At 59.8% G+C, this 26,702-nt stretch carries 23 protein-coding genes, 2 pseudogenes and 1 riboswitch; of the genes and pseudogenes, 8 read left to right on the top strand and 17 right to left on the bottom strand.

The features are described from left to right. Positions 1-326: 326 nt before the first annotated feature. Entirely contained in the window at positions 327-608 is a 282-nt protein-coding gene (locus tag ACZXDY_RS37795) for a cupin domain-containing protein (RefSeq protein ID WP_051397351.1), read from the top strand. Positions 609-1,402: 794 nt separating this feature from the next. Beyond that, a riboswitch (SAM-I-IV-variant riboswitch) is annotated at positions 1,403-1,505 on the top strand. A gap of 815 nt (positions 1,506-2,320) precedes the next feature. On the opposite strand, the gene ACZXDY_RS37790 is transcribed toward ACZXDY_RS37795, so the two are convergent. The 6 genes from ACZXDY_RS37790 to cyoA form a co-directional block, all read right to left on the bottom strand. Continuing rightward, positions 2,321-2,782, bottom strand: a complete 462-nt coding sequence (locus ACZXDY_RS37790; protein ID WP_028167718.1) for a nuclear transport factor 2 family protein — start codon at positions 2,780-2,782, stop codon at positions 2,321-2,323. An 11-nt stretch (positions 2,783-2,793) separates the two neighbouring features. Continuing rightward, positions 2,794-3,939 (bottom strand): histidinol-phosphate transaminase, encoded by a 1,146-nt coding sequence (gene hisC / locus ACZXDY_RS37785; protein WP_464349036.1) that lies wholly within the window; start codon positions 3,937-3,939, stop codon positions 2,794-2,796. Between the two features lie 156 nt (positions 3,940-4,095). Beyond that, positions 4,096-4,470 carry a cytochrome o ubiquinol oxidase subunit IV gene (gene cyoD / locus ACZXDY_RS37780; protein WP_464349035.1) on the bottom strand — a complete coding sequence of 125 codons (375 nt, stop codon included), beginning with the start codon at positions 4,468-4,470 and terminating at the stop codon, positions 4,096-4,098. Beyond that, complete coding sequence (gene cyoC, locus ACZXDY_RS37775) at positions 4,470-5,090, bottom strand: cytochrome o ubiquinol oxidase subunit III (protein ID WP_433994555.1); 621 nt, start codon at positions 5,088-5,090, stop codon at positions 4,470-4,472. The genes cyoD and cyoC overlap by 1 nt, the downstream gene beginning before the upstream one ends. An 8-nt stretch (positions 5,091-5,098) precedes the next feature. Further along, positions 5,099-7,075: a cytochrome o ubiquinol oxidase subunit I gene (gene cyoB, locus ACZXDY_RS37770; RefSeq protein WP_028167721.1), complete on the bottom strand. Its 1,977-nt coding sequence runs from the start codon at positions 7,073-7,075 to the stop codon at positions 5,099-5,101. After that, positions 7,075-7,959: a ubiquinol oxidase subunit II gene (cyoA, locus tag ACZXDY_RS37765; RefSeq protein ID WP_464349034.1), complete on the bottom strand. Its 885-nt coding sequence runs from the start codon at positions 7,957-7,959 to the stop codon at positions 7,075-7,077. The genes cyoB and cyoA overlap by 1 nt, the downstream gene beginning before the upstream one ends. Before the next feature lie 614 nt (positions 7,960-8,573). Between cyoA and ACZXDY_RS37760 the strand changes: the two genes are divergently transcribed. Continuing rightward, a complete protein-coding gene (locus ACZXDY_RS37760) occupies positions 8,574-9,596 on the top strand; it encodes a nitrilase-related carbon-nitrogen hydrolase (RefSeq protein WP_464349037.1) in 1,023 nt (340 codons plus the stop codon). A 146-nt stretch (positions 9,597-9,742) separates the two neighbouring features. Here the strand turns inward: ACZXDY_RS37760 and ACZXDY_RS37755 are convergent, their stop codons facing one another. The 9 genes and pseudogenes from ACZXDY_RS37755 to ACZXDY_RS37715 form a co-directional block, all read right to left on the bottom strand. After that, complete coding sequence (locus ACZXDY_RS37755) at positions 9,743-10,525, bottom strand: alpha/beta fold hydrolase (protein WP_464349033.1); 783 nt, start codon at positions 10,523-10,525, stop codon at positions 9,743-9,745. Between the two features lie 242 nt (positions 10,526-10,767). Next, complete coding sequence (locus tag ACZXDY_RS37750; RefSeq protein WP_028167722.1) at positions 10,768-11,937, bottom strand: phosphoserine transaminase; 1,170 nt, start codon at positions 11,935-11,937, stop codon at positions 10,768-10,770. An 18-nt stretch (positions 11,938-11,955) separates the two neighbouring features. Next, a complete protein-coding gene (locus tag ACZXDY_RS37745; protein ID WP_464349032.1) occupies positions 11,956-13,032 on the bottom strand; it encodes an acyl-CoA dehydrogenase family protein in 1,077 nt (358 codons plus the stop codon). 6 nt (positions 13,033-13,038) lie between these two features. Next, positions 13,039-13,614, bottom strand: a complete 576-nt coding sequence (locus tag ACZXDY_RS37740; RefSeq protein ID WP_464349031.1) for a carboxymuconolactone decarboxylase family protein — start codon at positions 13,612-13,614, stop codon at positions 13,039-13,041. Next, the gene (locus ACZXDY_RS37735; protein WP_051397129.1) at positions 13,611-14,123 is read right to left on the bottom strand and encodes a DUF934 domain-containing protein; all 513 of its coding nucleotides are present in this window, start codon (positions 14,121-14,123) and stop codon (positions 13,611-13,613) included. Before ACZXDY_RS37735 ends, ACZXDY_RS37740 begins: the two co-directional genes overlap by 4 nt. Then, on the bottom strand, positions 14,107-15,765 hold the full coding sequence (locus ACZXDY_RS37730) for a nitrite/sulfite reductase (RefSeq protein ID WP_245287551.1): 1,659 nt from the start codon (positions 15,763-15,765) through the stop codon (positions 14,107-14,109). Before ACZXDY_RS37730 ends, ACZXDY_RS37735 begins: the two co-directional genes overlap by 17 nt. Before the next feature lie 150 nt (positions 15,766-15,915). Next, positions 15,916-16,119 (bottom strand): annotated as a pseudogene (locus ACZXDY_RS37725) (DUF2849 domain-containing protein); the annotation flags it as partial. Positions 16,120-16,145: 26 nt separating this feature from the next. Next, complete coding sequence (hemA, locus tag ACZXDY_RS37720; RefSeq protein ID WP_028167726.1) at positions 16,146-17,369, bottom strand: 5-aminolevulinate synthase; 1,224 nt, start codon at positions 17,367-17,369, stop codon at positions 16,146-16,148. Positions 17,370-17,672: 303 nt separating this feature from the next. Further along, positions 17,673-18,581, bottom strand: a complete 909-nt coding sequence (locus ACZXDY_RS37715; RefSeq protein WP_464349030.1) for a methylenetetrahydrofolate reductase — start codon at positions 18,579-18,581, stop codon at positions 17,673-17,675. 160 nt (positions 18,582-18,741) lie between these two features. Between ACZXDY_RS37715 and ACZXDY_RS37710 the strand changes: the two genes are divergently transcribed. The 5 genes and pseudogenes from ACZXDY_RS37710 (at position 18,742) to cydB (ending at position 24,026) form a co-directional block, all read left to right on the top strand. Then, a complete protein-coding gene (locus tag ACZXDY_RS37710) occupies positions 18,742-20,088 on the top strand; it encodes an aminotransferase-like domain-containing protein (RefSeq protein ID WP_210164723.1) in 1,347 nt (448 codons plus the stop codon). A gap of 19 nt (positions 20,089-20,107) precedes the next feature. Continuing rightward, positions 20,108-21,112 carry a carbon-nitrogen hydrolase family protein gene (locus ACZXDY_RS37705; RefSeq protein ID WP_464349029.1) on the top strand — a complete coding sequence of 335 codons (1,005 nt, stop codon included), beginning with the start codon at positions 20,108-20,110 and terminating at the stop codon, positions 21,110-21,112. Then, positions 21,100-21,275, top strand: a pseudogene (locus ACZXDY_RS37700) (cytochrome ubiquinol oxidase subunit I); the annotation flags it as partial. The gene ACZXDY_RS37705 and the pseudogene ACZXDY_RS37700, both read left to right, overlap by 13 nt. Before the next feature lie 331 nt (positions 21,276-21,606). Continuing rightward, the gene (locus tag ACZXDY_RS37695; RefSeq protein ID WP_035691958.1) at positions 21,607-23,007 is read left to right on the top strand and encodes a cytochrome ubiquinol oxidase subunit I; all 1,401 of its coding nucleotides are present in this window, start codon (positions 21,607-21,609) and stop codon (positions 23,005-23,007) included. Then, a complete protein-coding gene (gene cydB / locus ACZXDY_RS37690) occupies positions 23,004-24,026 on the top strand; it encodes a cytochrome d ubiquinol oxidase subunit II (protein ID WP_035691960.1) in 1,023 nt (340 codons plus the stop codon). Before ACZXDY_RS37695 ends, cydB begins: the two co-directional genes overlap by 4 nt. Before the next feature lie 490 nt (positions 24,027-24,516). Here cydB and ACZXDY_RS37685 read toward each other — a convergent pair whose 3' ends face one another. Further along, positions 24,517-25,245 (bottom strand): HD domain-containing protein, encoded by a 729-nt coding sequence (locus tag ACZXDY_RS37685; RefSeq protein WP_080664022.1) that lies wholly within the window; start codon positions 25,243-25,245, stop codon positions 24,517-24,519. Positions 25,246-25,736: 491 nt separating this feature from the next. Here ACZXDY_RS37685 and ACZXDY_RS37680 point away from each other — a divergent pair, with 491 nt between their 5' ends. Then, complete coding sequence (locus ACZXDY_RS37680; RefSeq protein WP_464349028.1) at positions 25,737-26,288, top strand: hydrogenase; 552 nt, start codon at positions 25,737-25,739, stop codon at positions 26,286-26,288. 95 nt (positions 26,289-26,383) lie between these two features. Here ACZXDY_RS37680 and ACZXDY_RS37675 read toward each other — a convergent pair whose 3' ends face one another. Further along, the gene (locus tag ACZXDY_RS37675; RefSeq protein WP_283807038.1) at positions 26,384-26,506 is read right to left on the bottom strand and encodes a hypothetical protein; all 123 of its coding nucleotides are present in this window, start codon (positions 26,504-26,506) and stop codon (positions 26,384-26,386) included. Positions 26,507-26,702: the final 196 nt, after the last annotated feature.

Below are 26,702 nucleotides of genomic sequence, written 5' to 3'. Positions count from 1 at the left end.
GAGGCCGGATACATTGATGCAAGACCGCATCTGCCAGGTTGACGAAACCGCTTGCAACGCGCGGCCGGACCATACATTCGGGTCAAACTGAGAAGAACTCAGTGTGAGCCCATGTTTTCCGCTTTGCCCCCGAATGCGGCCATTCATCATAGCAGTTGGCATGTCTCAGAAGGCCACATGCGGACTTCTGCACCGCAGCAAACAGGAGAGCGCCATTGCGGTGCGTGGCAACGTCGGATCTACTAGTTGCCCACTAGGGAAGCCCGACATGAAGGAAGCGCATCCGGACTCCAGCCATCTCTATGAGGTGGAGCGTCGTGTTGAGCATGCAGTCCGCCCGGGATTTCGTATTCTGGAGTTTGCAGCTCTCGCTGACGCAGAAGGTGCCCTGGCACAGCCACACCAATATCTCCGATACTTTCTACGTTCTGGAAGGACACGTGAAGCTGTTCTTGCAGGACCCAAAAGAGGAAGTGAATCTGAAGCCCGGCGAAGTCTATGTAGTCAGACCGGCGCGACCGCATCTGGTGACCAACGGTGGCGCGAAATCGCTCACGTTTCTGAATTTACAAGGTGTGGGTGAAATCGATTTCGTTCCGGCGCGTTGACTTTTCGCCACCGCGATTACTCGCTGCGCGCAGCCGACCACTCAAACCGGCAAAGCGTTATCCGCCGCTTTGCCCCTGGTACGCTCCCTGACTCCAGCCGAAAGCATGCGATGTCTCACGCGGCTCAACGCCGCTTCACGTACCATGCATCCGGGTCATCGCGGCCGAAGCGAGTCGTCGACGCTATGTCTGGTTTATCCGCGATAGTGACCGAACTGCGAACGTCCTTGATTGACGACATTGAGCGAAAAAGAAGCCGCCAATTACTGCAGCCCCCTTTCTCATGAGGTGAAAGTCACCACCAATGGCGATGATGCCACCAGCCACAGTGGTGGCCGCGGTGCCAACCGTAGTGATGGCCACGGTACCAACCAAAGTGATGGCCGCGACCGCCGTGATGGCCCCACCCATGCCCATGCCCGTGGCCGCCCTTGACCTGAATAACCGCTTCATCGGCTCCGCCCAGCGTATAGGGGGTTGCTACGGGCATAGCCGATGCCGAAACGGTTGGCGCGAGTGCAAAGGCACAGACGGTAGTCCGATTATCAGAAGCCGCTTCATTTTGGTGCCTCCTCCTTTCTGAGAGGTGCTCGCGCGAACTATCCGCTTCGTTTTGAATATTGACTGAACAGGCGTAAACGCCCGTTCAGCACCGTTGCGACTGACTGCTAGGATCGACTACTCATCCGCCTCCCGTTCGCGGCGCAGATCCGAGGAGGAGCGGGCCCCTGGTCTGTCGAAAAACTGTGGGGCTAGTGACGCTCTGGAAGAATCTCCAAAGCCACTATATTGTTAGCGTGCATCAAGAGAGGGGCTGACGCCCTCGCCAACCTGCCGTCCCGGGCAAGGTGGCTCCCGCAAGGGGATGCGGCCAATTCGGCAACGATACGGGTCGCACGGGTGTCAGCCTCCTCGCCAATGCGATGGAGGTATTTTTTATGGCTGACGTATTCTCTAGTCCCCTCGATGAGCATCAGAGCGCATTTGTCGATCCCTGGAGTCATCAGCCCCAGAATTGGGGAGATATTCCAGATGACGCGGTGTTCGCTGGGGCATGGCACCTAAACGTCGGAATCGACACTCTTCATGAAGCGCTTTTTCTTGCACGTGATGACCATGGGGACCGCCTGTGGTCACTAACAACACCAGCTGAGAAGGCCACGCGAGAGAATTTAGACGCCCGCGACAACGGCGATCGCGCCTGGATCAAGCGGAAGATCAGTTGCGGCTGTGTGGCCGGAGCGGTTCGCGTCGGAAGTCCGCGCGATGCGGCGAGCATCCTAATGAAGAGACTAGTCCGCTCTCGCCTTCATTTTTCAGGCTCGGAGCCGCCCTACATGCCCGGCCTGCTCACAAGCCAAGAGATGGGGGAATCGTTGGCGCCTTCGAGCAGGAGTTAAGACGGAATACGGTGGCGGCAGAAGCGGATCAGCAACGAGATGAGGCCGCCATCATCATACCTCCGGACCAAGGGCGGCCTCGGCGGCAAACTAGTAGGCTGTGTTCAAGGAGCTCGATGCCGGCTACGGCACGCCTCGGATCATCTATCCCAGCGCTGCTGGTGTTCGATACGACGAGCCCACGCTGCCGCCCAGAAAGAACTAATGGAGGCTGTCCTTCTCGCCCCGGCTGAGCGAAGCTTCCCTCGTGCCAAACTCGGGGAAGACTCTGGCGAGGAGGGATATGACGTCAGAGCGCTCGTCGAGCGCGGTTCAAAGCCCCAACTCCGAAAGCCCAGGGTGATCGTCCGGACGCCGCCCCAGAGGCCAGTGAAACTTCCGGTCGGCTTCCTTGATGGGAAGGTCATTGATGCAGGCAAACCGGCGTTGCATCAACCCTGCGGCATCATATTCCCAGTTTTCGTTACCATACGAACGGAACCAATTGCCGCTGTCATCATGCCACTCATAGGCGTAGCGGACGGCGATCCGATTATCGGTGAAGGCCCAGAGCTCCTTGATCAGCCGATAGTCGAGCTCCTTTGCCCACTTTCGGGTGAGGAACGCCACGATCTCGGTCCGTCCGTTGGCAAATTCAGAGCGATTCCGCCAACGGCTGTCCGGCGTATAAGCCAGCGACACCTTCTCGGGATCGCGGCTGTTCCATCCGTCTTCTGCCAGGCGAACTTTTTGTGTTGCGCTCTCGAGCGTGAATGGTGGTGCAATGATAGTCATTTCAGTTTCTCCTATACTGACAGGTACGATTTGCAAGTATGAACATTCAAGGCTCGGCCATATCCAATTTTACCATCCGGTCGGCCGAGAATCGTGCGCAACGCACTGATGAGCGCCGCATTTTCCTGCGGAGTGCCGATCGTGACTCGCAGCTTGTCACGCAGCCGATCGGTATCGAACCAGCGGACATAGATGTTCCGCTCCATAAGCTTCGTGACGACTTGGCGTGCGCTGCAGCTGCCATCAAACAATGCGAGCGAAACGAGAACGAAGTTGGCTTGAGATGGGCCGACAGCGAGGTTCAAGTCTTGCAGATTGCGCGAAAGTGTCTCTCGTTCCTTCCGAACTGCCTCCCAAGTACCGCTCGCATGCAGGCGGTCGTCGAGCCCCGCCGCACCGAGTATTTGGGCGATTGCATCGACGTTGTAGGTGTCCTTCGTTTTGTGAAGGATTGGCTGGATCAGCCTGACATCGGCGAGGCCATAACCCAAGCGGAGACCGGCGAGCGAATATCCTTTGCTCAGGGTGCGGAGCAGAAGGACATTTTGATGCCGCGATATCAGCGTTGTCGCATCATAGCCTAGCGCCGGATCAACGAAATCTACATAGGCTTCGTCAACAACGAGTACACCCTTAAAGGACGCGGCGAGCCGTTCGATCGTGGCGATTGGAAAAAGCGTTCCGCATGGGGCGTGGGGGTTCGTGAGGAACGCGAGCTGCGCGCCGGCGGCATTCCAGCGGCTCGCAGTTTCCTCGGGCAATTGCCAAGCTTCGGTCAAGGGAACGTCGCAGACGGGCGCAGGATGGAGACCTGCGAGCAAGGAATAGAAGCCGTAACCGGGCGAAACGATGCCGACCGCGCGGCCGGGATCGACAAAGGTCGCGAGCGCCAGTCGCAGCAGCTCGTCGCCACCATTGGTGGCAATAACCTGATCAGGCGCAACGCCGTGGGCGCGCGCGGCAACGAGACGAAACGCCATGGCCGACGGATCCGGATAGCGCTGGAGTGTGAGGGGAAGAATATTGCTGAGATGCGTCATCACCCTCGGGCTGGGCGGAAAAGGATTCTCATTCGTGTTGAGCTTGATCGCGCTGCTATCGGGCTGGAGGCCCGGTACGTAACCCTCAATTTGGCAAACATGCATTCGTTCGTACATCAGCGTCTCCGCCTGGGCCGGTCGGGTGCATAACCGGCGGATCGCTCCGCGACCAAGATCGGCTGCAACGAAGAGCGATGCAGGCACATATGCGGCCTTCCAATAGGGACGCGACTGGACGAAGATCTCCGCCGATCGCCGGGCACGTCGCTCAAGTCAGTCCTTCGCCCGAGCGCGATCGATCGACATTTGGGTCGGCATCATGTTGACGTTCGCGTTGTGGATGACCCACAGTGAGCCGACGACAACAGTCGCGATCAGCAGGCCAGTGAGGAGAAAAATCACCGTGTTGTTCCGCTGCTCTGGCGCGGTTCCGAGATGGAGAAAGAACGCGAGCTGCACCAGCAACTGAGCGACGGCAAGCAGCGTTATCGCCGGCAGGATCATGTCCCTAGCAACGGCACCGCTCATGACTGCTCCAAACGAGAGTGCGGTCAATCCGAGCGACAGGAAAAAGCCTGCTAAGTAGGACTTAAGTGTAGCGTGGGGGGCATCATCTGCAATGTGGTTTGAAATACTCGCTTTCGACATCACAGCACCCCGCGCAGGTAAACGAAGGTGAAGACGCAGATCCACACCAGATCGAGGAAGTGCCAGAAGAGGCTGAGACAAGCGAGACGCCGACGAATGACCCCATCCAGCTCAAAGTGGGAGGCTTGGTGGATCATCACCGCAAGCCAGATCAGCCCCGCCGTCACGTGCAATCCGTGCGTGCCGACGAGCGTGAAATAGGCCGAGAGGAAGGCGCTTCGGTTCGGGCCCGCTCCCTCTTCGATGAGATGGACGAATTCTCGAATTTCCATGTTGATGAATGCCGCGCCCAACACGAAAGTGATGGCGAGCCACGCGATGACATTTCCCCTGCGGTTGGTCTGCAAGTTGAGTACGGCGACACCAAAGGTGAAGCTGCTCGCCAGCAGCAGAACCGTTTCAACCGCAACATACGACAGATCGAAAAGCTCCCGCCCGCCCGGACCGCCCGCAACATTTTCGGCAAGCACGCCGAAGGTGGCGAACAAGCACGCGAATATCAGGCAATCGCTCATCAGGTAGATCCAGAAACCGAGAACGGTCATCGACCCGTCATCATGCTCGTGGTGATGTGCGGCTGAAGCTTCGAACGTCGCTACCGATCTGGGGAGAACAGAGATGTTCATGGTTACACTGCCTTCGATATTTGCGCGTGGCGCTGTCTCTCGATGCGCGCGACCTCGGGTGCCGGAACATAGTAGTCGGTGTCCCGGTCGTAGCTGCGCGCGATGAACGTGCCGACCATCCCAAAGAGGCCAACCGCGGCGATCGCCCACATGTGCCAGACGAGCGCGAAGCACAGGACGAAGCTGAAGACGCCCATCACGAAGCCGGCCGCCGTATTCTTCGGCATGTGGATGTCCTCGTAGTACGACGCGGAGCGCCAGGCTCGTCCAAGCTCCTTGTCTTCCCAATGCTGCTCGAGCGAGGTGATACGGGGAATATGGGCGAAGTTGTAGAAGGGCGCCGGCGAGGCCGTGGACCACTCCAGGCTGCGGGCATTCCACGGATCGCCCGTCAGATCGCGGTTCTTCTCCCGATCCCTGATGCTGACCCAGAACTGGATGAGGATGGCGATGATGCCTATGCCGATAATCGCCGCGCCGACCAGAGCGACGATCAGGTAGGGGTGCCAGTCGGGCAGGTCATAGTGGTTCATGCGGCGCGTCATCCCCTTGAAGCCGAGGATGTAGAGCGGCGTAAAGGCGAGCCAGTAGCCGACCAGCCAGCACCAGAAGGAGACCTTGCCCCAGAATTCATTCAGCTTGAACCCAAACACCTTTGGGAACCAGAAACTCATGCCGGCGAGGCAGCCATAGACCACGCCACCGATGATGACGTTGTGGAAGTGGGCCACCAGGAACAGGCTGTTGTGCAGGACGAAGTCTGCGCCGGGAACCGCGAGCAGGACACCGGTCATGCCGCCGACAGCGAAGGTGACCATAAAGCCGATGGTCCACAGCGTCGCCGAGTGGAAGCGGATCCGGCCCCGGTACATCGTGAACAGCCAGTTGAACAGCTTCACGCCGGTCGGAATCGAGATGATCGTCGTCATGATGCCGAAGAAGGCATTGACGTTAGCGCCGGAGCCCATCGTGAAGAAGTGATGGAGCCAGACGAAGAACGAGAGCACGCCGATCGACGAGGTGGCGTAGACCATCGACTTGTAGCCGAAGAGCGGTTTGCCGGAGAAGGTCGCGATCACCTCGGAGAAGACGCCGAAGCACGGCAGGATCAGCACATAGACCTCGGGATGGCCCCAAATCCAGATGAGGTTGATGTACATCATCGCATTCCCACCAAGCTCGTTTGTGAAGAAATGCATGCCGAAGTACCGATCGGCGGCGAGCAGCGCCAAGGTGGCCGTCAGCACGGGGAAGATCGCGACAATCAGGATGTTGGTGATCAGTGCGGTCCAGACGAAGACCGGCATCTTCATGAAACCCATGCCGGGCGCGCGCATGCGCAGGATCGTGACGACGAAGTTGATACCGGTGAGTGTCGTGCCGAGCCCTGAGACCTGTAGCGACCATATGAAATAATCGACGCCTACTGTCGGACTGTATTCGAGCTCGGACAGCGGCGGATAGGCTACCCAGCCGGTCGCGGCAAAGTCGCCGACCCACATGGAGACCATGACAAGAGCGGCGCCGACGGCGGACAGCCAGAAACCCAGCGAATTGACGAAGGGATAGGCGACGTCGCGCGCGCCGATCTGGAGCGGCACCACGACGTTCATCAGCCCGATGATAAAGGGCGTGGCCACGAAAAAGATCATAATCACGCCATGGGCAGTGAAGATCTGATCGTAGTGATGCGGCGGCAGGTAGCCGGCGGCATCATTGGCGGCCATAGCCTGCTGGGTGCGCATCATGATCGCATCCGCAAATCCGCGCAGTAGCATGAGGAGCCCGAGACCGAAATACATTACGCCGATCTTTTTATGATCGACGGAGGTGATCCATTCGGACCAGAGATAACCCCACTTTCGATAGTAGGTGATCAGGGCAAGAACGGTGAAGCCGAGAATCGCGACGACGATGCCAGTCCCTGTGATGATTGGTTCATTGAGCGGAACGGCACTGAGGGAGAGTTTTCCAAGCATCAGTAATTCCTCCGCGAGACCAGTCCCTGGGGCGTGCAGATCGCGTCGTTGAGCGCCACCGCCGGCATCCGTCCCGCCATGAAGCGATCGACGATGCTATCGAAAAGTCCGGGCGTGACCCTCGCGTATGTGGTAGCCGGCGTCTTGATGCTCGGCTGCTCGAGCCGCCTGTAACTCGCTTCGTCCAGCGCGACCGGCGCGTTCCTGGCCTGCGTAATCCAGGCATCGAACTGTTTTCTGGGCACAGCGACCGTGTCGAAATGCATGTCCGAAAAACCCGGCCCGCTGAAGGCCGAGGATCGACCAGCATAGGTGCCAGCCTCATCGGCGATGAGGTGCAGCTTGGTCCGCATCCCAGCCATTGCGTAGATTTGGCTGCCAAGCTGCGGGATGAAAAAGGAGTTCATCATCGACGCAGACGTCAGGCGGAAGTTGATCGGCGTGCCGACGGGAATCGCGAGGTGGTTTACGGCGGCGACACCGTAGTCCGGATAGATGAACAGCCACTTCCAATCCAGCGCGACAACTTCGACGTTCACCGGCGCGACGTCCGATTCAAGCGTCCGGTAGGGATCGAGCGAGTGGGTTGTCTCCCAAATGAGGACGGCGAGGAATGCTACGATGATGCAGGGGATCGACCAGATAACGATCTCGATCGGCGTCGAGTGCGCCCATTTGGGCATGTAGGTCGCCTTGGAGTTTGACTCCCGATAGCGCCAGGCGAAAACGAGTGTCAGCACAATCACGGGAATGACGACAAGCAGCATGAGGCCGAGCGCGATCAGGATCAGATCCTTCTCCTGCGCGCCGATGGACCCCTTGGGGTTCATCAGTTCCAGATGATCGCAGCCGCCGAGGGTCAAGAGGAGGATCGCAACGGCCACTCGGCCCGCGACTGTCGGGAGACTAGCGCGCGCAGCGCCCTCTTCGCGTGTCGCACGCTCTACCCGTCGGCCACTATGAAGCGAAGCATGGCTGAAGAGCCCTCCGTGGCCTTGCTTGAGTGCCTTTGTGCTCGCCTCGGTGTGAGGCAACCATGATCCGCGCTGGAACAACTTACCCATCCTCTAGGATCAGCGGCTCATCAGGCGCCGCAGATTGGATTCCCGTTTGTATGGCTTCTGCCTTCGATATACCTGACAAATCACACCATGATGTATGTTCGTCAAGCATACATTTTCGTTACCTGAACCGCTCAGTGTACGCCATAGAGATGAGAGCGCTCGGCAATTCGAGGCGAAGATCGAGGGAAAATGGCGCTGGATCAATATGTCCGAGCCTGGTGAATGCGGGCGACAGGCAGCTGCGCGTTTATGATAGTAGCGCGACATGGCTAGTCCCGCCCACTTCAGGGCAAACAAAAGCATTTAAGCGTATGCTTAAATAACATACTATTGTGGCAACAATGTATGGCATGAGCGCTGCTGTGCCGCAACGATGCGGACGGTCCAGTCGGCATCCTCAACCCACGTCCAAGTCCAGATGCAAGGGACCATTCATGACAGACTATCGAACAATTCGTGCCGCCGCTGTGCAGATCTCCCCCGATCTCGCTTCTCTCGAAGGGACGCTCGACCGTGTGCTCGCTGCCATCGCCGAAGCGGCGTCAAAAGGTGTCGAACTAATTGTCTTCCCCGAGACGTTCCTGCCCTGGTACCCCTACTTCTCAATAGCTCACGGGCCGAGCGCCATTCGCGACGAGCACATCCGTCTCTATGAGAACGCCGTCGCCGTGCCCGGACCGGTGACCCACGCTATTTCGGCGGCCGCTCGCAAGCATAACATCGTGATCACGGTTGGGATCAACGAGCGCGACCATGGTTCGCTCTACAACGCCCTGCTGATCTTCGATGCCGATGGCTCGCTGCGCCTGAAACATCGCAAGATCTCGCCAGCCTATCACGAACGAATGATCTGGGGCGTGGGCGACGGATCGACCCTGCAAGTGGTCGAAACGGCGGTCGGCAGAATCGGCGGCTTGATCTGCTGGGAGCATTACAATCCGCTCGCCCGCTATGCGATCATGGCCCAGCATGAGGATATCCACGTGGCGCAATATCCCGGTGCGCTCTTCGGCCCCACCTTTAGCGACCAGACGGAGGTCCAGCTTCGCAACCATGCCCTCCAGAGCGGCTGCTTTGTGGTCAATGCGACGGCTTGGCTCACCGAGGAGCAAGTCATGAAGATCGCTGGCGAGAATGGCGCGGCCGCAGCAATCCGCGGCGGCTGCATGACTGCGATCATCGATCCAGAGGGAAGGCATGTAGTCCCACCGCTGACTTCCGGAGAGGGGATTCTGGTTGCCGATCTTGATCTCAAGCTGAACGTAGTCCGCGAGCGACTAATGGATTCTGTGGGCCACTTTTCGCGCCCAGAGCTCCTCCGGCTTCTTATGACCAACCAAGCGGTGGCGCCAACCGTCACCTCGCGCGAACTCGCCTTGCAGCGGCCGCCCGTGGCCCTGCCGGCACCTCTCCCGGAACCTACAGCGATGCCGATCCTCGCGGCCGCTATCGAGTGATCAAGACGCCTCGGCAAGAGCTGCCTGAGGCGTCCCCCCTTTGCCTCGTTCCGAACGGCCGGCCGCGGAAGCATCGTTCAACTGGACCAGCGTAGTGGTGGCGATTTTGAGCACCTCTCGAAGAGCTACTGGGCTCTATCCGTTGGTCAACCATCCGGTCTCGAGCTTCCAAGAAATTCGGTGAGCAGCGCGTTGAATCGTGCAGGAGCTTCGAGGTAAGGCAGATGCCCGCAACTCGGCATTCGTGCGATCGAGGATCCTGCGAGCCGCTGGTGGAGCTCCTCGACACAGTAGTCCGGGACGAAAGCGTCCCGTTCTCCTCTGATAAGAAGGATCGGGCAGCCGACATCGGCCAGCTCCGCGCGCTGGTCGAATGCGATGAGCTCGTTGAAACGGGCCCGGATATGTTGGGGATCGATCCAATTGAGCGATCGCAGGAAGCCCCGGACGATAGCGTCATGCTCGCTGACTCCCATCGCGTATAGTAGTTCTTCGGCCCATCCTCGCCCCCCGTCGGGCAGGAGGAGCAGATCATAGAGCTTGAGGCGCGCCTCCCTGTCCGCCGGCTTCAAGTGGATGAACGCGTTGACGACCGCGATGCGCTCAACGCGTTCTGGATGGCGTGCCGCGAACATCAAAGCGACGCGAGCACCTTTCGAAAGGCCACAGATTGCGATCCGTTCGATCTGGAGATGCTCAGTCAGCGCGAGAATCGCTTCCCAATAGCGATCGAATCGTACTTCGCGCCCCTCTGATCGACCGTGGCCGGGCATGTCAATTCCGACGACGCGATGAGTCGTCGCAAGGGCTAAGCGTTGCAACATCCAGTTGTCCACATTGCCGCCAAGGCCGTGAACAAAGAGCAATGCCAGTCCCGCTCCCTCAAGCGTATAGTGCAACCTTCGGCCGTCATGGATGAAAGAGCTCATTGCCTCATGCTCTCCGGAGCGAGCTTGGAATGCGCTGCCGTCGCGTCAAGCGGACTACACCGTACCGACGCATCTACGATCAGCACGACCCCTCTATACCTAAGGGAAACTGGCGGCACGGCAGCTGCGGGAGGAATTGCATCACGCCGTTTCCTCCATCGAAGAATATGATGACCGTTACACCGGTTGAGAACTTGCGAATGTTCGGCTTCATCGTTGAAAGCCGTCGCCCGCTCTATTGATCACGTTCGGACCGCCTCCCTGACTTCCTGGTAACACCAACTCAGCCACTCGAGCGCCAAGGCAAGATCGGATGCCGCGACGGTTGCTCCGCCCCAGAAGCGGAAGCCGGGAGGAGCCGTCCGGTAAGCGCCGGCATCGAACGCAACGCGCTCCTGTGCCAACCGCGCGACGACGGCGTTTGCCACCACAGACTGCAAGACTTGGTCCCCACCTAGCTCCGGATCGACAATCCTGAGGCAGATCGACGTCTGTGACCGGATCTCCGCGCGACTGGCAAGAAAATCGCACCACTTGTTCCGGCTGACCCATTGGGCGGCGCGGTCGAAATTTTCCTGGCACCGCGCCTTCAAGGCAGGAAGACCGCCAATGTCGCGCGCCCAACGCAGCCCGTCGATCGCATCTTCGACTGCCAGAAGCGATGGCGTGTTGATCGTTTCCCCGACGAACAGCCCTTCGATGACGAGGCCACTCTTGACCATGCGGAAGAGTTTCGGCATCGGCCAGCGCGGAACGTGATCAGTCAGACGCTCGACGGCCCGTGGGCTCAAGACCATCATGCCATGGGCAGCCTCGCCGCCGAGCACCTTCTGCCATGACCAGGTCGTCACATCGAGCTTGGACCAGGGCAGGTCCATGGCGAACGCAGCCGACGTCGCATCGCAGATCGTCAAACCGCTCCGGTCTTCGGTGATCCAGTCAGCATCGGGGACCCGGACGCCGGAAGACGTTCCGTTCCACGTAAAGACAATGTCGCGTTCCGGGTCCGCCCGCCGAAGGTCTGGAAGTTCGCCATGGGCGGCCATAAAGATCCTCAAATCACCGAGCCCGAGCTCCCGCGTGATGTCTACCACCCAGTCGCCGCCGAAGCTGTCCCATGCGAAGACATCGACGCCACGTGGCCCGAGTAGCCCCCAAAGCGCCATCTCCACGGCGCCGGTGTCGGAGCCGGGCACGATTGCGATTCGATAGTCGTCCGGAATCTCCAAAACCTCTCGCGTTAGGTCGATAACCTCGCGAAGCTTCGCCTTGCCTTCCTTGGAGCGATGTGATCGGCCTAGCGCAGCGCCGTTCAACGCCTGCAGCGACCATCCGGGACGTTTCCGGCAGGGGCCGGACGAGAAGTTCGGGTTCGTAGGTTTCCTAGCTGGTCGAGAAATCCCTTCGCGCATCTTTGCGTCCTTTCCGGTCTACGCAACTGCTCCGCTTTCGCGGTAGGCCGCGAGCGCGGTCTTGAGCTGGACCAGACTTGGCGTGACCACCGGAATGAAGGCGGCCTCCCTCCAGCGCCGATCGAAACTGGCCCCGGACGCCCTCAGATAGCCACGGCCACCCGTGCTCTGGAGCTCGAGCCCAACAGCCTGCATAACGATGTCGGCGAGAGCGATGCGGATCTTGAACAGCGCCTCCGGCTTAGCTCGGAACATGCCGGAGCGGAGCCCCTCCCGCAGATTGCTTTCCTGCTCGACCAGCGCCGAGGTCAGCGCAATCACCGGCTCAGTGAGTATCTGACGCCCGGGTGCGAGGCGGCCGTGCGCTTCCGCAAGCGCGCGCCGCGCCAGCCCGATGGACATGCCGCACTGGAGGCCGAGGAAGGCCGGGCGCACCTCCGGCAGCCAGACATTGGCATCGGGATGGATCACGCGATCCGCATCGATCTGCACGTCCGAAAGTGTTGCGCCTGCCGTGTTGCTCGCGCGCAGCGCGATGATGTCGAGGTCGGCTGAGCGGCTAAGACCTGCATCGTCATGCGCTACCGAGGCGATGAAGGCGCCTCGCCTGTGCTTTCTCGCCACAGCCACGGCGAGATGAAAGCCTTGCCAGCGCAGATTTGTGACCCAAGGTAACATTCCATCGAGCACGAGGCCGTCGGCTTGCGCGCGCACGTTCACCTGCAGCTCCTCGATGCCGGAGAGAAACTTCATCGCATTAGATAGACCGGTGGCGCCGGCCACGCGTCCAGCCAAGAGGTCCGGCAGCAGCGCCTGGCGCAACCCCGCATTGGGACTTTGTAAGAGATACTCGATGTAGCTACGATGCGCCCAGAGCACGAAGCCGGCAGCTACCGAATGTTCAGAAGCAGCCGCGATCGCCTCGACACCGTCCGTGACGTCGCCCCCTGCTCCACCGTCGGCGACGGGTAGGCCGGCACCAAGCAACCCGCCCGCCGCAAGCCGCGGGAGAAGTTCGCCGGCCAGGGTGTTCTCCGTGTCCAGGCTGAAGGCGTTCCTGTCCAACCATGCTGCAAGCTCGGCATCGACCGACACGGCGGATCATCCTTTCGCGGCAGCGGCGCGCACGCCATCCCAGCGGTAGGGCTCGAACTCCGGGTTGAGCGGTGAGTCGCCGAGATTGTTGGCGAAGTTGCACAGCGTGGCGAGGCTCACTCCGAGCACCACCTCAAGTGCCGCCTGGTCGCCGAATCCGGCCGACTTGAAAGCCTCGAGCTCGACATCGTCGACGCGGCCGCGTGTAGCGATCACCGCCTTCGTGAAGCGCGCGACGGCGTCTAGGCGCGCATCAGGCACATGACCGAGATCGCGCAGGGCCTCGACTGCTTCCTTATCGAGTCCTGCCTGCTTGTAGGCGGCAGACGTGTGACCGGCGACGCAAAAGCCGCAGCCATGCGTCGCGGCTGCAGTGATCTGCACGGTCTCGCGCTCCGCGACCGACAGAGAGGAGCGCGCATTGATGCCAGAGACCGTCAGATAGGTTTCCAGCGCCACTGGTGCATTGGCGAGCACCCGCAGGAGGTTGGGCAAAAATCCGTTGCGCTTCTGTGCGGTAATGAGCAACTCCTTAGCAGCTTCAGGAGCATCTTCAATCGTTCGTAGGGGCAGTCTTGTCATGATCTCTCCTCTTCATTCGCGGGCGCTGCAGCGCGCCGTCCGATCAGGCGCTGCAGCAGCGGCCCTCCGCTCAAAAGTCTGGACGCGGAGAGAGCACCTTGCTGCCACTGCGCAGGCGGATGCTCCGGCGGCGTTACGATGGTCGAGAACCCACACTGCACGAGTGCGGCGAGCTGATCCGGCAGGATGTGTCCGATCGCGCGGATGTCGCCCTTGAATCCATGTCTGTCTCGAAGCGCGCGAGCAACGGTGAAGCCGCGGCCGTCGCGAAACTTCGGGAACTCGACAACGACAAGCTCGAGCTTGTCGAGGAAGGGAAGGATCTTATCAGCCGTAACTCCGGCAGCCGCGAACACACCGATTGGGCCGTCGATGCGAATCTCTGATCCCACCGACGCCAACACGTCGAGCGGGATGACATACTTCGGCCGGATCGCGCCGTCTCCGTTCGCGTCGGGATAGCTCCAGCCGTCCTCGATGACCCGCGCTTTGTTATTGATGAGCGCCATAGACCGCCTCCCTGAAGGGTGCCGTTCCAAGCCGCCGGCAGGTGTCGATGAAGCTCTCCCCGTCGGTACGGTGCGCGAGATAGGCGTCGACGATTGCCTCGATCGCGTCAGGCACGGCCCCGACAGCGACCGAGGGACCGATAATCGTGCCGATGGACGCTTTCTCGTCGGCCGCGCCGCCGAGCGTGATCTGATAGACCTCCTCGCCATTCTTATCGACGCCGAGCAGCCCGATGTGCCCGACATGATGATGACCGCACGCGTTGATGCAGCCAGAGATGTTGAGGTCGAGAGGTCCAATCTCGGCTTGCCGTGCCGGATCGGCGAAACGATCCGCGATCTTCTGCGCGATCGGGATTGAACGGGCCGTTGCGAGGCTGCAATAGTCCATGCCGGGACAGGAGATGATATCGGTGACGAGGCCGACATTCCCCGTCGCAAGACCGCCATCAACCAGGGCCTGCCATAGGTTAGGGAGCTGTTCCTTGCGGACATGCGGCAGAACAAGGTTCTGCTCGTGCGATACCCTGATCTCACCGAAGGAGAAGTGATCAGCTAGATCCGCGATCAGGTCCATCTCGTCGGCGCTCACGTCGCCGGGGATTCCGCCAATGGGCTTTAGCGAGATCACCGCGGAAATGTAGCCCGGTTCGCGATGTGGGTGCGTGCTCGTTCGAACCCAGGCTCTGAACGCACGGTTCGACTTCACCGCACGTTCGAACTCTGGCGTTTCCGAGGGCAAGGGAACAAAGGGCGGCCGCACGAAGCGCGCAGCAACCACCGAGACCACGTCATCCTCGAGGACGCAAGAGTCAGCAGGCATGGCCGCGAACTCATGCTCGATCATCTCGATGAAGCGCTCCGGCTTCATGTCGCGAACGAGGATCTTGATCCGCGCTTTGTAGATGTTGTCGCGTCGACCCAGCGTGTTGTAGACGCGAAGGATTGCCTCGACATAGCGCAAGAGATTGCGAACCGGCAGCCAGTCCCGGACCTTGGTGCCGACCATGGGCGTGCGTCCAAGACCGCCGCCCGCGTAGATCTGAAATCCCGGCTCACCTTTCGCGTTACGCTTCGCGAGTATGCCGATGTCATGGACGCGGACCGCCGCGCGGTCCTGAGGGCTGCCTGTGATCGCGATCTTGAACTTGCGGGGTAGATAGGTGAACTCGGGATGATCAGTCGACCATTGCCGGAGGATCTCCGCGTAGAGACGCGGATCGACAACCTCTTCCGCAGCGGCGCCAGCGAAATGGTCGGTCGTAACGTTGCGCACGCAATTGCCGCTCGTCTGAATGGCGTGAAGATCCGCTTCTGCCAGCACAGCGAGAATGTCCGCCGCATCTGTCAGTCGAGGCCAGTTGAACTGAATGTTTTGGCGCGTCGTGAAATGCCCGTAACCGCGGTCGTAGTAGCGAGCGACATAGGCAAGCTGCCGCATCTGCGAAGCGCCCAGCACGCCATAGGGTAGCGCCACCCGAAGCATGTAGCCGTGGAGCTGGAGATAGAGGCCGTTCATCAGGCGGAGCGGCTTAAACTCGTCCTCGTTCAGCTCACCCGAAAGACGGCGCTGGACCTGTCGACGAAACTGCTCGGCGCGGTCGCGCAGGAACTGACGATCATATTCGTCATAGCGATAGATGCCCGCGTAGGGAGACCTCGAAGTGGCCGATGGTGGTGCCAGCAATGGTGGGCGCGCCCACCGCTCCCCGACCGCCGTTTTGGCCAAGTCCTCCCGAACACTTGGTCCTGCGCCTCGTAATCGTTCGCGGCGCGCTTGGGGGACAGGACGCCCCTCAACAAGATCGGCCGGAATATCCCGAATGTCGACGGCAACATCCCGGTCGCGATCTCTGACCGTCTCAAGCGCGGATTGGAGCGCGTTACCATCGAGGGCGTCCGCGGCTTCAAGTCGATCGGTCCACTCCCCGTTTGAGCCCAACCAGACAACGACGCCATCCGATAAGCGATTTGCAGTGACGATGCTCTTGGGCATGTGGTATCTCTTCAGGTGGGCTAGACTCAGGCAGCTTGGCGGGCTGCGGCCCAGCCCAGGTCACGGCCCACGGCGATGAGCGCGTCGACGAGATCACGCATGTGCGCTTCAGTGTGGAACGGCGTCGGCGTGATGCGCAGGCGCTCCAGACCGCGCGCCACCGTGGGATAATTGATGGGCTGGACATAGATGCCGCGACCGGCCAAGAGCAATTCGCTGATACGCCGGCACAGATGCGCATCCCCCACCATCACCGGCAGGATATGAGTGGGCGAGTCGAGCACGGGCAGGCCCCCGCTCTTGAGCATCGCCTTCAGCCGAGCCGCATTCTCAGCCTGCCTCGTGCGGTCTTCAGGGTGCGCTTTCACATGCTGTATGGCGGCCAGGGCTCCCGCAGCAAGGTGGGGAGGAAGCGACGTAGTGAAGATGAAGCTGTCGGCGAGGCTCCGGATCACGTCGATCATGAGCGCCGAACCGGCGACATAGCCGCCCATCACGCCAAAGGCTTTCGCCAGGGTACCTTCGATCAGTGTCACACGATGGGCTACGCCGTCACGCTCGGCGATTCCGCCGCCGCGCGCGCCATAGAGCCCCACCGCGTGAACCTCATCAAGATAGGTGATAGCGCCATGCTTCTCAGCGATGCCGCAGATGGCGGCAATCGGCGCCACGTCGCCGTCCATGCTGTAGACGCTCTCGAAGGCAACAATCTTAGGGCGCGCTGGATCGACGCTGCCCATCAGCTCATCGAGATGAGCGACATCGTTATGCCGAAAGATGAGCCTCTCCGCGCCAGATCGGCGAATGCCCTCGATCATCGAGTTGTGGTTGAGCGCATCGGAGAAGATGACGCAGTCTGGCAGGAGCCGGCCTAAGCTGCCGAGCGCCGCGAGGTTCGAGATCCAGCCTGACGTGAAGATTAGTGCCGCCTCCTTGCCGTGAAGATCGGCAAGCTCGGCTTCGAGAGCAACATGCTGACGATTAGTACCGGAGATGTTGCGCGTCCCTCCGGTGCCGGCACCGGAGATATCGATCGCGTTGTGCATGGCTGCAAGGACACGGGGATGCTGCCCCATGCCGAGATAATCATTGCTGCACCAGACCGTGACGCGCTGGATCCCACCATCCGGGCGATGCCAGAGAGCCGTAGGGAATTCTCCCGCGATCCGCTCCAGCTCGATGAACGTCCGATAGCGGCCGTCCAGTTTCATCTCGGAAATTAGTTCTCGAAACTTGGCGTCGAAATCCATCGGTTATCACCCATCGCACGCGATTGTCGCTCAAAGACGGTAAGTCTCGGCGAAACATGCCATACATCTTCGCCCGGTTTAGTAGGTTATATAAGCATACATCTCAACCATACTGCAGGCGAATTGTATGGATCTAACCCCTACGCCTGGAGCATAATCCCTGCTTGCAATCGCACGCGGCGCCTCCGACGCAACCGTGGCGGTCCATATCGCGAAGACAGCCCGATGCCGCGGGCGGAACCCGAAAGACAGGCCTCGCCCAGCGGATGCAATTGGCGGCAAAAGTCGTCGAATGAGGGGTAGTTACTTTATGTATGAATGCGGCACGGCCACGAGATTTTGGTCGCGCAGGAAGCGATCCATCCACCTGACCCCGTCCGCGATGCCGCCGAATGGATAGAGATGATACAGCAGGGTGCCGAAATCCCGTCCGTTCAATCCGAGGGCAAGCCGTTCGACAAAGCGATCCGACGTGACGCGCTGAAGGAGATTGGTGAGCGAGAGGCCATACTTTCGCAGGAGCCCGTCCGATCTGATGACACCAAATTGTTCAGCGTATCTGAGCAGTCTGCCGGCATCCGTTGGCCCAGGGATGCCGATTCGAACGGGCGTAGTGATCTCCTCGCCGCGTAAGCGCGTGATCCAGCGCACGATCGCATCGGCATCGAGTCCGAACTGAGTCGTGATTTCGACGGAGCAGCCGGCCTCCTTCAGGAAAGCGAGCTTCCATCTGAGAGCTCGCCACAGCGTGTCGGCATCGATCTTTGGATACCCTTCCGGGTGTGCGACAATCCCTACATGGCGAATGGCGTGGCGCTGGAGGATCCCACTTTCCAGTAGGCCCAAGGAGTTTACATAGGGACCGGCAGGCGTCATCGGGTCGCCCCCGACCAGCATGAAACGCGTCGGGGCTACCTCACCGATCAAGTATCCAAGGAAGTTGTCGAGCTCTCTCTCGGAGAGCAGCCGCCGCGCTGAGATGATCGGCACTGGCTCAAAGCCGTATTGCCGCACTATGCGCGCTGCATGGATACGCTGCGCGTGGTTTTCGCTGCCCAGGAACGCAATATTGATGGGCGTTCCTGGTGGAATCTCGGCTTTGGACTCCGCAATCCGCGCGACGGTCTTCGCGGTGACCTCCAAGGCGTAGAGACCGCGCGGAGAAGAAACCAAGGCTGGCGGTTGAATATGAAGACTATGTATCGGCGTCACCGCGCTTCTCTAAGATTGTCGCGCTAACCGCCGGCCAGCGACGATTGCACGTATCTGCCCTTCCAATCATAACCCATACATGCTATCTATAGCGTATGTTTAATTAGCATACAAGCGAGGGAATAGTATGTGGCGACCGCGACTAATCGAGAGCGCCCGCATGAAATATCTCGGAATTGTTGAAGCCCTTGAGGCGGATATCAGGTCCGGGCGGGTCGCACGGAGCGACAGGCTGCCGCCGCAGCGAGCCATCGCGGAAGCTCTCGACGTCGATCTGACTACTGTGACGCGGGCCTTCAATGAGGCGCGCCGGCGCGGGCTCATCGAGGCGCAGGCCGGCCGCGGCACCTTCATCAGAGAGAAACTTGATGGCAACGAGCCCGCCGGAGCGGCGCACCCCTTGATCGATCTCAGCATGAACATTCCGCCACAGCCGTCGGAGGTGGAGTTCCGAAAGATCTTTCCGCAGGGGATCGCCGGCATCCTCGGAAGTCCGCGCGGCCTGCTCAGCCTGCATTACCAGGATAGCAGCGGCGCAGAGCCCGATCGCTATGCAGCCGCAGCCTGGCTTGCGCACCGGCTCGAAGGCGTTGCTCCCGACCGGCTCATGGTTACGGGCGGCGCTCAAAGCGCATTGTTTGCCGTCTGCGAACTTCTGCTCGCTCGCGGCGACGTGCTTCTTGCCGGTGCGATGACCTATCCCGGGCTGAAGGCTGTCGCCGCACAGAAAGGGCTCGTCCTCGAACCCCTCGCAATGGATGAACAGGGGATCGTTCCAGACGCATTCGAGAAAGCGTGCCGCGAGAAATCCCCCAAGGCGCTATACGTGATCCCAACCATCGACAATCCAACGACGGCGACAATGTCGGAGGATCGGCGCCATAAGATCGCGGCCCTGGCGCGGAAGCATGGCATCGCCATCATTGAGGACGATCCTTATGCGCCGCTTCGGCCGGAGCGGATTGTCACGGTGGCGGAGCTGGCTCGCGACCTCACCTGGCATATCGCCACTCTTTCGAAATGTGCGAGCCCCGCTTTGCGTGTTGCCTATGTCGTCGCACCTAATGCTGGGATGGCGCTTCGACTGGCGGGCGTGTTGCGTGCGACCATCCTCATGGCACCGCCACTCATGTCAGCCCTTGCGACACGCTGGATCGCCGACGGCTCGCTCGATGAAATCGCGAAAGCCATCAGCGCCGAGAACGCGGTTCGCCAGAAGCTTGCCGCTTCGATCCTGGGTGACGTCAGCTTTGCGGCAGATCCGCACGGGCATCACCTTTGGCTACGGTTGCCCACTCATTGGCGCGCAGGCGACTTCGCGGAGCACGCCGATCGTGTCGGTGTATCGATCGTGCCGAGCTCCGCCTTCGCCGTTGCCGCGCATCCCACTGAGGCCGTGCGTATCTCGCTGGGCGTCGCGCCCGACCGAGGTGCGCTCGAAGATGGCCTCACCCAGCTCGCCAGTCTCATGGCGCAGCCATCGCTCGCTACCAGAGCCGTCGTGTAGTTCATAAGGATTGATTACGATGTCCAACGCCATCAAAGCCGCCGTTGTTCAGGCCGCACCTGTCCTCTTCGACAAGCCGAAGACCTTTGCCAAGCTCGCCAATTGCACGCGCGAAGCGGCCGGTTTGGGGGCGGATCTCGTGGTCTTTCCCGAGGCGTTCGTCGGCGGCTATCCGAAAGGCATCGACTTCGGCGCGCGTCTGGGCATGCGCAGCGCCGAGGGGCGGGAAGATTTCCGCCGCTACTACGATAGCGCCATCGACCTGCCAGGACCCGAGGCCACTCGGCTCGGCGAAATCGCGCGGGACAATGGCGTGTACCTCGTGGTCGGTGTCATCGAGCGGGATGGCGGGACGCTCTATTGCACGGCCTTGACCTACGGATCCAACGGTCGGTTGCTCTTGAAACACCGCAAGCTCATGCCGACGGCGCTGGAACGGCTGGTCTGGGGCTTCGGTGACGGCTCGACAATTGGCGTGGTCGAGACGCCGCTCGGCCGCATCGGCAGCGTCATCTGCTGGGAAAACTACATGCCGCTGCTGCGTGCCGCGATGTACGCCCAGCGGGTCGAGCTTTACTGCGCGCCAACGGTCGATGATCGTGACACTTGGTTGCCCACGATGCGCACCATCGCGCTTGAAGGCCGGTGCTTCGTGATCTCGGCCTGCCAGTATTTCACGCGTAACGATGCTCCGCGGGACTACGCGCCTGTTCATGGTGACGACCCGAAAACGGTACTTATCCGCGGCGGATCCTGCATCGTCGACCCGCTCGGCAATGTCCTCGTCGAACCCGATTTCACCGGAGAGGCGATCAAGCTTGCCGAGATCGACCGGCGGGTGATCGTCCGCGGCAAGTACGATTTGGATGTTGTGGGTCATTACGCCCGCCCCGACGTATTCAGGCTTTCGGTCGACACGCGACCGAAGCCTGCAGTCGCGTTCAAGGGACAACCGCCCTTGTCGGTCGTCCAGGAGCTGAATGTCACGACGGAGCCGAATGAGGACGCGCTATGTTCGGATTAACGGCGCTCGAGCTCGCCCGTATCCAATTCGGATTCACGATGTCGTCCCAGATCATCTTCCCGGCGATCACCATCGGTCTTGCGAGCTATCTCGTGGCACTGGAAGGCCTGTGGTTGTGGAAGAAAGAATAGTCTACCGCGACCTTTATCATTTTTGGAGCCGCGAGCGCATGACGGCACGAGGGATAAGCGCGGGAGTTTTCGGTTCCTCACCAGGACGATAAGATTGAGCTGACCATCGGGAAAAAAGCGGACCTTATCAGTTAGCGTGTCCGCTCCCGATTATTCGCGTTGTGAAGCAGCATTTGGCTGGCGCGCGGATTATCGGCATTGCACGGAAATGGGTTCCAGATGTCCGGCGGGGTTACGGCCCTGACCGGAATGTCCTAAGCTGCAATGGCGTTTCGTTTAGGTAAGGATTGAAGCCGATACGGAAATATTAAGAGCGGATGGGAAGCTTTTCGGGCACAGCGATTGCTGCGGGAGGTAACGACGATGGACTTAGATCCGGTTGTTCTGTCGCGATTGCAATTTGCCTGGGTGATTGGCTGGCACATTCTGCTCCCCGCATTCACCGTCGGTGCCTCTGCGTTCATTACCGTCCTTGAAGGATTTTATCTCACGACCCGGCGCGACGTTTATCTTCGCGTCTCCATGTTCTGGATCAAGATTTTCTCGATCGCGTTTGGCATGGGTGTTGTGACCGGCGTCGTTATGCCGTTTCAGTTCGGCACCAACTGGAGCCGCTACTCGGACGCTACCGCAAACGTTCTCGCGCCGCTGTTCGCCTATGAAGGTCTGACGGCGTTTTTCCTCGAAGCTGCATTTCTTGGCGTCCTCCTGTTTGGACGAAAGCTGGTGCCGCGCTGGGCGCACTTTTTTGCGGCGCTGATGGTGGCGCTGGGCACGCTGTTCTCGTCTTTCTGGATTCTGTCGGCTAATAGCTGGATGCAGACGCCGGCCGGTTACGAAATCATCGACGGCCGTATCTTTCCGACAAACTGGATGGAAGTCGTCTTCAGTTCTTCATTCCCGTACCGGCTGGCTCATACGGTTGTGGCTTTCTACATCACCACCGGTTTCGTCGTCCTCGGCGTTGGCGCTTATCTGATGAGGCGGGAACAATTTGCAGAAGAAGGCCGCACCATGCTGTCGATGACGCTGTGGCTCCTGACCGCGCTGGTGCCTCTGCAGATCTTTCTCGGCGACCAGCATGGCCTTAATACGCTGGAGCACCAACCTGCAAAACTTGCGGCCATCGAGGCACACTGGGAGACCGGCCGCCGCATCCCCCTGGCGCTGTTCGCCATTCCCGACGACAAGACCGAAAGCAACTATGCTGCGATCGAGGTGCCCTTGCTGGGCAGCTTGATCCTCACTCACAGGCTCGACGGCGAAGTCAAGGGCCTTAAGGACTTTCCCGCTGATCAACGGCCGCCCGTCGCAATTCCCTTCTTTTCTTTCCGGATCATGGTTGGATGCGGCATGCTGATGCTTGGTATCGTGCTGCTCGGCGGATGGCTGCGCTGGCGTGGGCGGCTCAACGACACTCCGCTTTTTCTGCGGCTGTGCCAACTCGCGATGCCCATCGGGTTCATTGCGGTTATCGCCGGCTGGGTGACCACCGAAGTCGGACGCCAGCCCTGGACCGTCTATGGCCTGTTGCGAACCGCGGAGTCAGTCTCGCCGTCGTTGACGGGCCGTGACGTGCTGATCTCGCTGCTCGCCTATATGGCCGTCTATCTCGTTATGTATCCAGCCGGATTGTTTCTCATGATCCGCCTTGTCCGCCTCGGCCCGACGCCCACCGCGGAACGAGACGCGGAAATCGAGGCCGGACGTCCACAGGCGCCGGTATTGGCCGCGCCGGTGATTTCCGAGGAGAACGTACCATGAGTCAGGGCGTGATTCAGGTTATGGATTTCGTGCCGATCTGGACGCTGATCCTCGGCCTCGCCGTGTTCTTCTACGTGCTCCTTGACGGCTTCGATCTCGGCGTCGGCATTCTTTTTGGCTTGGCGCCGGACACAGCCTCTCGCAATACGATCATGAATTCGATTGCGCCGATTTGGGACGGAAATGAAACCTGGCTCGTGCTCGGCGGCCTTGGCTTGCTCGCGGCCTTCCCGCTCGCGTTCGCCATCATCCTTCCCGCGGTTTATTTTCCAATTCTCGTGATGCTGCTGGCATTGATTTTTCGAGGGGTGGCGTTCGAGTTCCGCTTCCGGGACGCTGAGCGCAAGACCTTTTGGGACCACGGGTTCAGCTACGGATCGGGCATTGCAACCTTCGCGCAGGGCGTGGTTCTCGGCAACTTCATCCAGGGATTTCGAGTCAGCGGGCGGGTGTTCTCCGGTAGCTCGTTTGATTTCCTGACACCATTCTCGGTTCTGACCGGAATCGCCCTGTTGTTCGGATATGCGCTTCTCGGGGCGGGCTGGCTGATCCTCAAGACCCAAGGAGAGCTACAGGACGCCGCCCGTCATCAGGGTCGTGTCTGTCTGATCGGCGTTTTGGCGGGCATCGGCATCGTCAGCATTTGGACGCCACTCATGAACCCGGCGATCGCCGCTCGTTGGTTCACGTTTCCGAACATCATTTTTCTGGCGCCGGTTCCGATTGCCACTATCGCTGCCACGCTGCTCACCTGGCACGCGCTCGGCAGCCGTTCCGAAGTGCTGCCATTCGTAGGTGGGATCGGCCTTTTCGTCCTTTCATATATCGGGATTGCCATCAGCCTTTACCCAATGATCGTGCCGTATCACTTCACGTTGTGGGAGAGTGCATCTTCCGACCGGACTCAAGTTTTCCTGCTGATCGGAACGCTCGTGCTCCTGCCGGTGATCCTGATGTACACCAGTTGGTCCTATTGGGTATTTCGCGGCAAAGTGCGGGCTGACATCGGATACCACTGACAGTGTTGCGCCCGCGATGGCCAGCCCCGCAAACAGTCGGGAGCTTCAGTTGGCGCCGCGCACGATGGTCGCGGAGCCAGGTGATGATCCGAACAAGATGCGAGAAGGGCGAGGAGCCATTCTCATGGATCAGGCATTTTTTTGACCAGCCTCCCTGACTATTGCTTTCTCAAAGAAGGACGATGCGCGCACCGTTCGAAACGCCAAGCGTATCGACAGGTAATTGAACGCCCGTGGCTGGATTCTGACGCGTGAGAGCCGCAGTCTTGTCATCGAGGCGGTTGGCAGAGGTGTCTTACAGGCCCGTGAACAACTGGAACGGATCAAGGGTGGTGACTACCGGCTGGATCCAGAAGGCGACCGAGCGGAGCATCAGCATGCAATCCGCCAAAATAGCTCTAAGTCAGCGGCGGAGACATCGTGAGGCTCGCAACAACGCTTCTCACACCGGCGACAAGCATTGAACGCCGACCAACATTTAGGATGGATACTAAGAGTTCTGGAACGGCGAATTCTGGATGTGATCGTAGAAGTTGCTGTGCCTGTAATTGCGGATGAAATGCGAGCAGATGTCTTCGTTGCAGGTATACACAGTCGTTTCGGGCTTGTGTTCGAAGCCATGAAAGAACGCTTCCGCGATTTCCTGCTTGAAATTGGCTCGCGGAAACTGGCTCACCACGCTTTTGCGAACGTCTTCAGGAAAGGTTTCGTACCCAATACCAAGCGAATCCAGGGCCACGCCGTTGTATAGTAGTTCCACTTCCAAGGGCTTGTACGCGGCGATGCCGGGCGTGGTGTGAAGCGCGATCGCATCCCAAGCCGTCTGAATACGGGCGGTGGGCACGCCATGACTTTCGAGAAACTGACGCACCGCGTTTGCACCATCGACTTCGAAACGGTCAGTGGCACTACTGAACTTCTTAAGCAAACCCAAATCGTGGAAGGCAGCGCAGATGAACACAAGCTCCGCGTCGAATTTCTGTCCCATTTGGCGCCCCATCTCGTTTGCCCAGAAGAACACGCGATGGGAGTGGTTGATCAACACTGGCGTGCTGAATTCCCGCAGTATGCCGGTCGCCTCACGGGTCATTTGGGTGTCCGGAACTCCGGGCTCCACAGACTGAAACTTGGGCGAAGGAGTTGGTACCGGAAGAATGGTCTTGGGACGACGAAATGTTGACGACTCGTCGATTGAGTTTTGAGGCTTCAATTGGATCATCGCTCTCTCCCTGAGGTATCCTTCGATTGGAACAACCCCACCCACTCTTAGCGCCGGCGATAAAGGAATGTCAGCTCGGTGGACGCACCGATAGCACGATCGCCGCCCATTATTCGCACATGGCAATCTCGGCGCGCTCTCGTTCATGGGGCAGCCTAGAGATAACCTACCGCTAAAACTCGAAATGGAAGGTGTGCCGCAATTTTTATTTCGATCTTACGTGAGTCACGCTGACTTTTTTCAAGAACCACTATAGCCGCAACAGGCCGTATACGAGCCTCAACGAAATTACCCACCGACGCAGTTTGCAGGCCGCCCGATGAGCCTCTGAACTTCCGTCTCGACCAAGTGGGGCGGCCCGTCAGGGCGAGTGATGAGCGGTTCCAAAAGCCGCACGCTTTTTACCTGCCATTTTCCGTGCAATTTAGACATGCGCGCCTGATGTCGACGATTAGATGACAGCCACGGGAACATCCGAGAGGAGGATCGGCATGGAAAGCAGGAATCGACACCTGATGTGGCATGGCATGTGGCTGTTTCTTCTTGGTCTGCTTACGGGCCTCGCCGAGCAACAGTTTACCAATGTGCGCATGGGGCTCTCGGCGCACCTGGAAGGCTTGATGAACGGCACTTTCCTGATCGCGTTGGGTGCGATCTGGAGTGCAGTGAGACTGCCGCCATGGGCAAAGACCACGGCATACTGGGCTGCGCTTTACGCCGGCTACATGAACTGGCTGTTCACAACGCTGGCCGCGGTTTTCGGTACCGCGGCCGACACTCCAGTCGCCTCGGCAGGCCATAGTGGACAACCCTGGCAAGAAAGTCTTGTCGCAGCCGGATTCCTCAGTGTCGCCGTGATGATCATCGCCTGCTCGCTGCTCCTGCTTTGGGGCCTCTGGCCCACTTCGTTGCAGTCGAATCTCGATGTTCCAGGCGTTACTCAAGCGCGAAGAAACTATGAGTCAGCAGGCAATGGTCAAAAAGACGGCCCCCGCGCGACTCTGGCCGGAGACCGCGCGAGTGATCTGTCACACAATCGCTGAAGGAGACACAGGATGGATCCTCCACCAGCGCGATCAAGGTACCAACGCCGACCAAACTATGTGTTGCTCCCCAAAGTTCCGCAGTTCGAAACGGCTCAGCGCGGGACGCCCGGCACCGGCTTCAACCGCACCACGCGCGTGCCGTCGGTGAAGACGGCGACCACCACGATGTACCCGAACAGCGACACCTCGGCGAGCCGCTCGGGCTGTATGTCCAAGAGAACTTCCGTAGTGCTTGAAGAAGAGATCAAGCTTCACGGGTTCGCCGGTGTCCCGCCGGAACAGTTTTTTCCGAGGCTGGCCGCCACCGCGAGGCGATGGTGGCCGCCGTGTGGACATCCGTCGCCTTGGCGATGATCTCGCCGGCTTCGTCAACGATGATTTTCATGCGCCGCCTCCAATGCAACGCGCCGG

Source organism: Bradyrhizobium sp. LeoB3 (assembly GCF_055456055.1).
The sequence above is the reverse complement of the archived record's forward strand: the minus strand, read 5'-3'. Positions and strand labels throughout refer to the sequence as shown.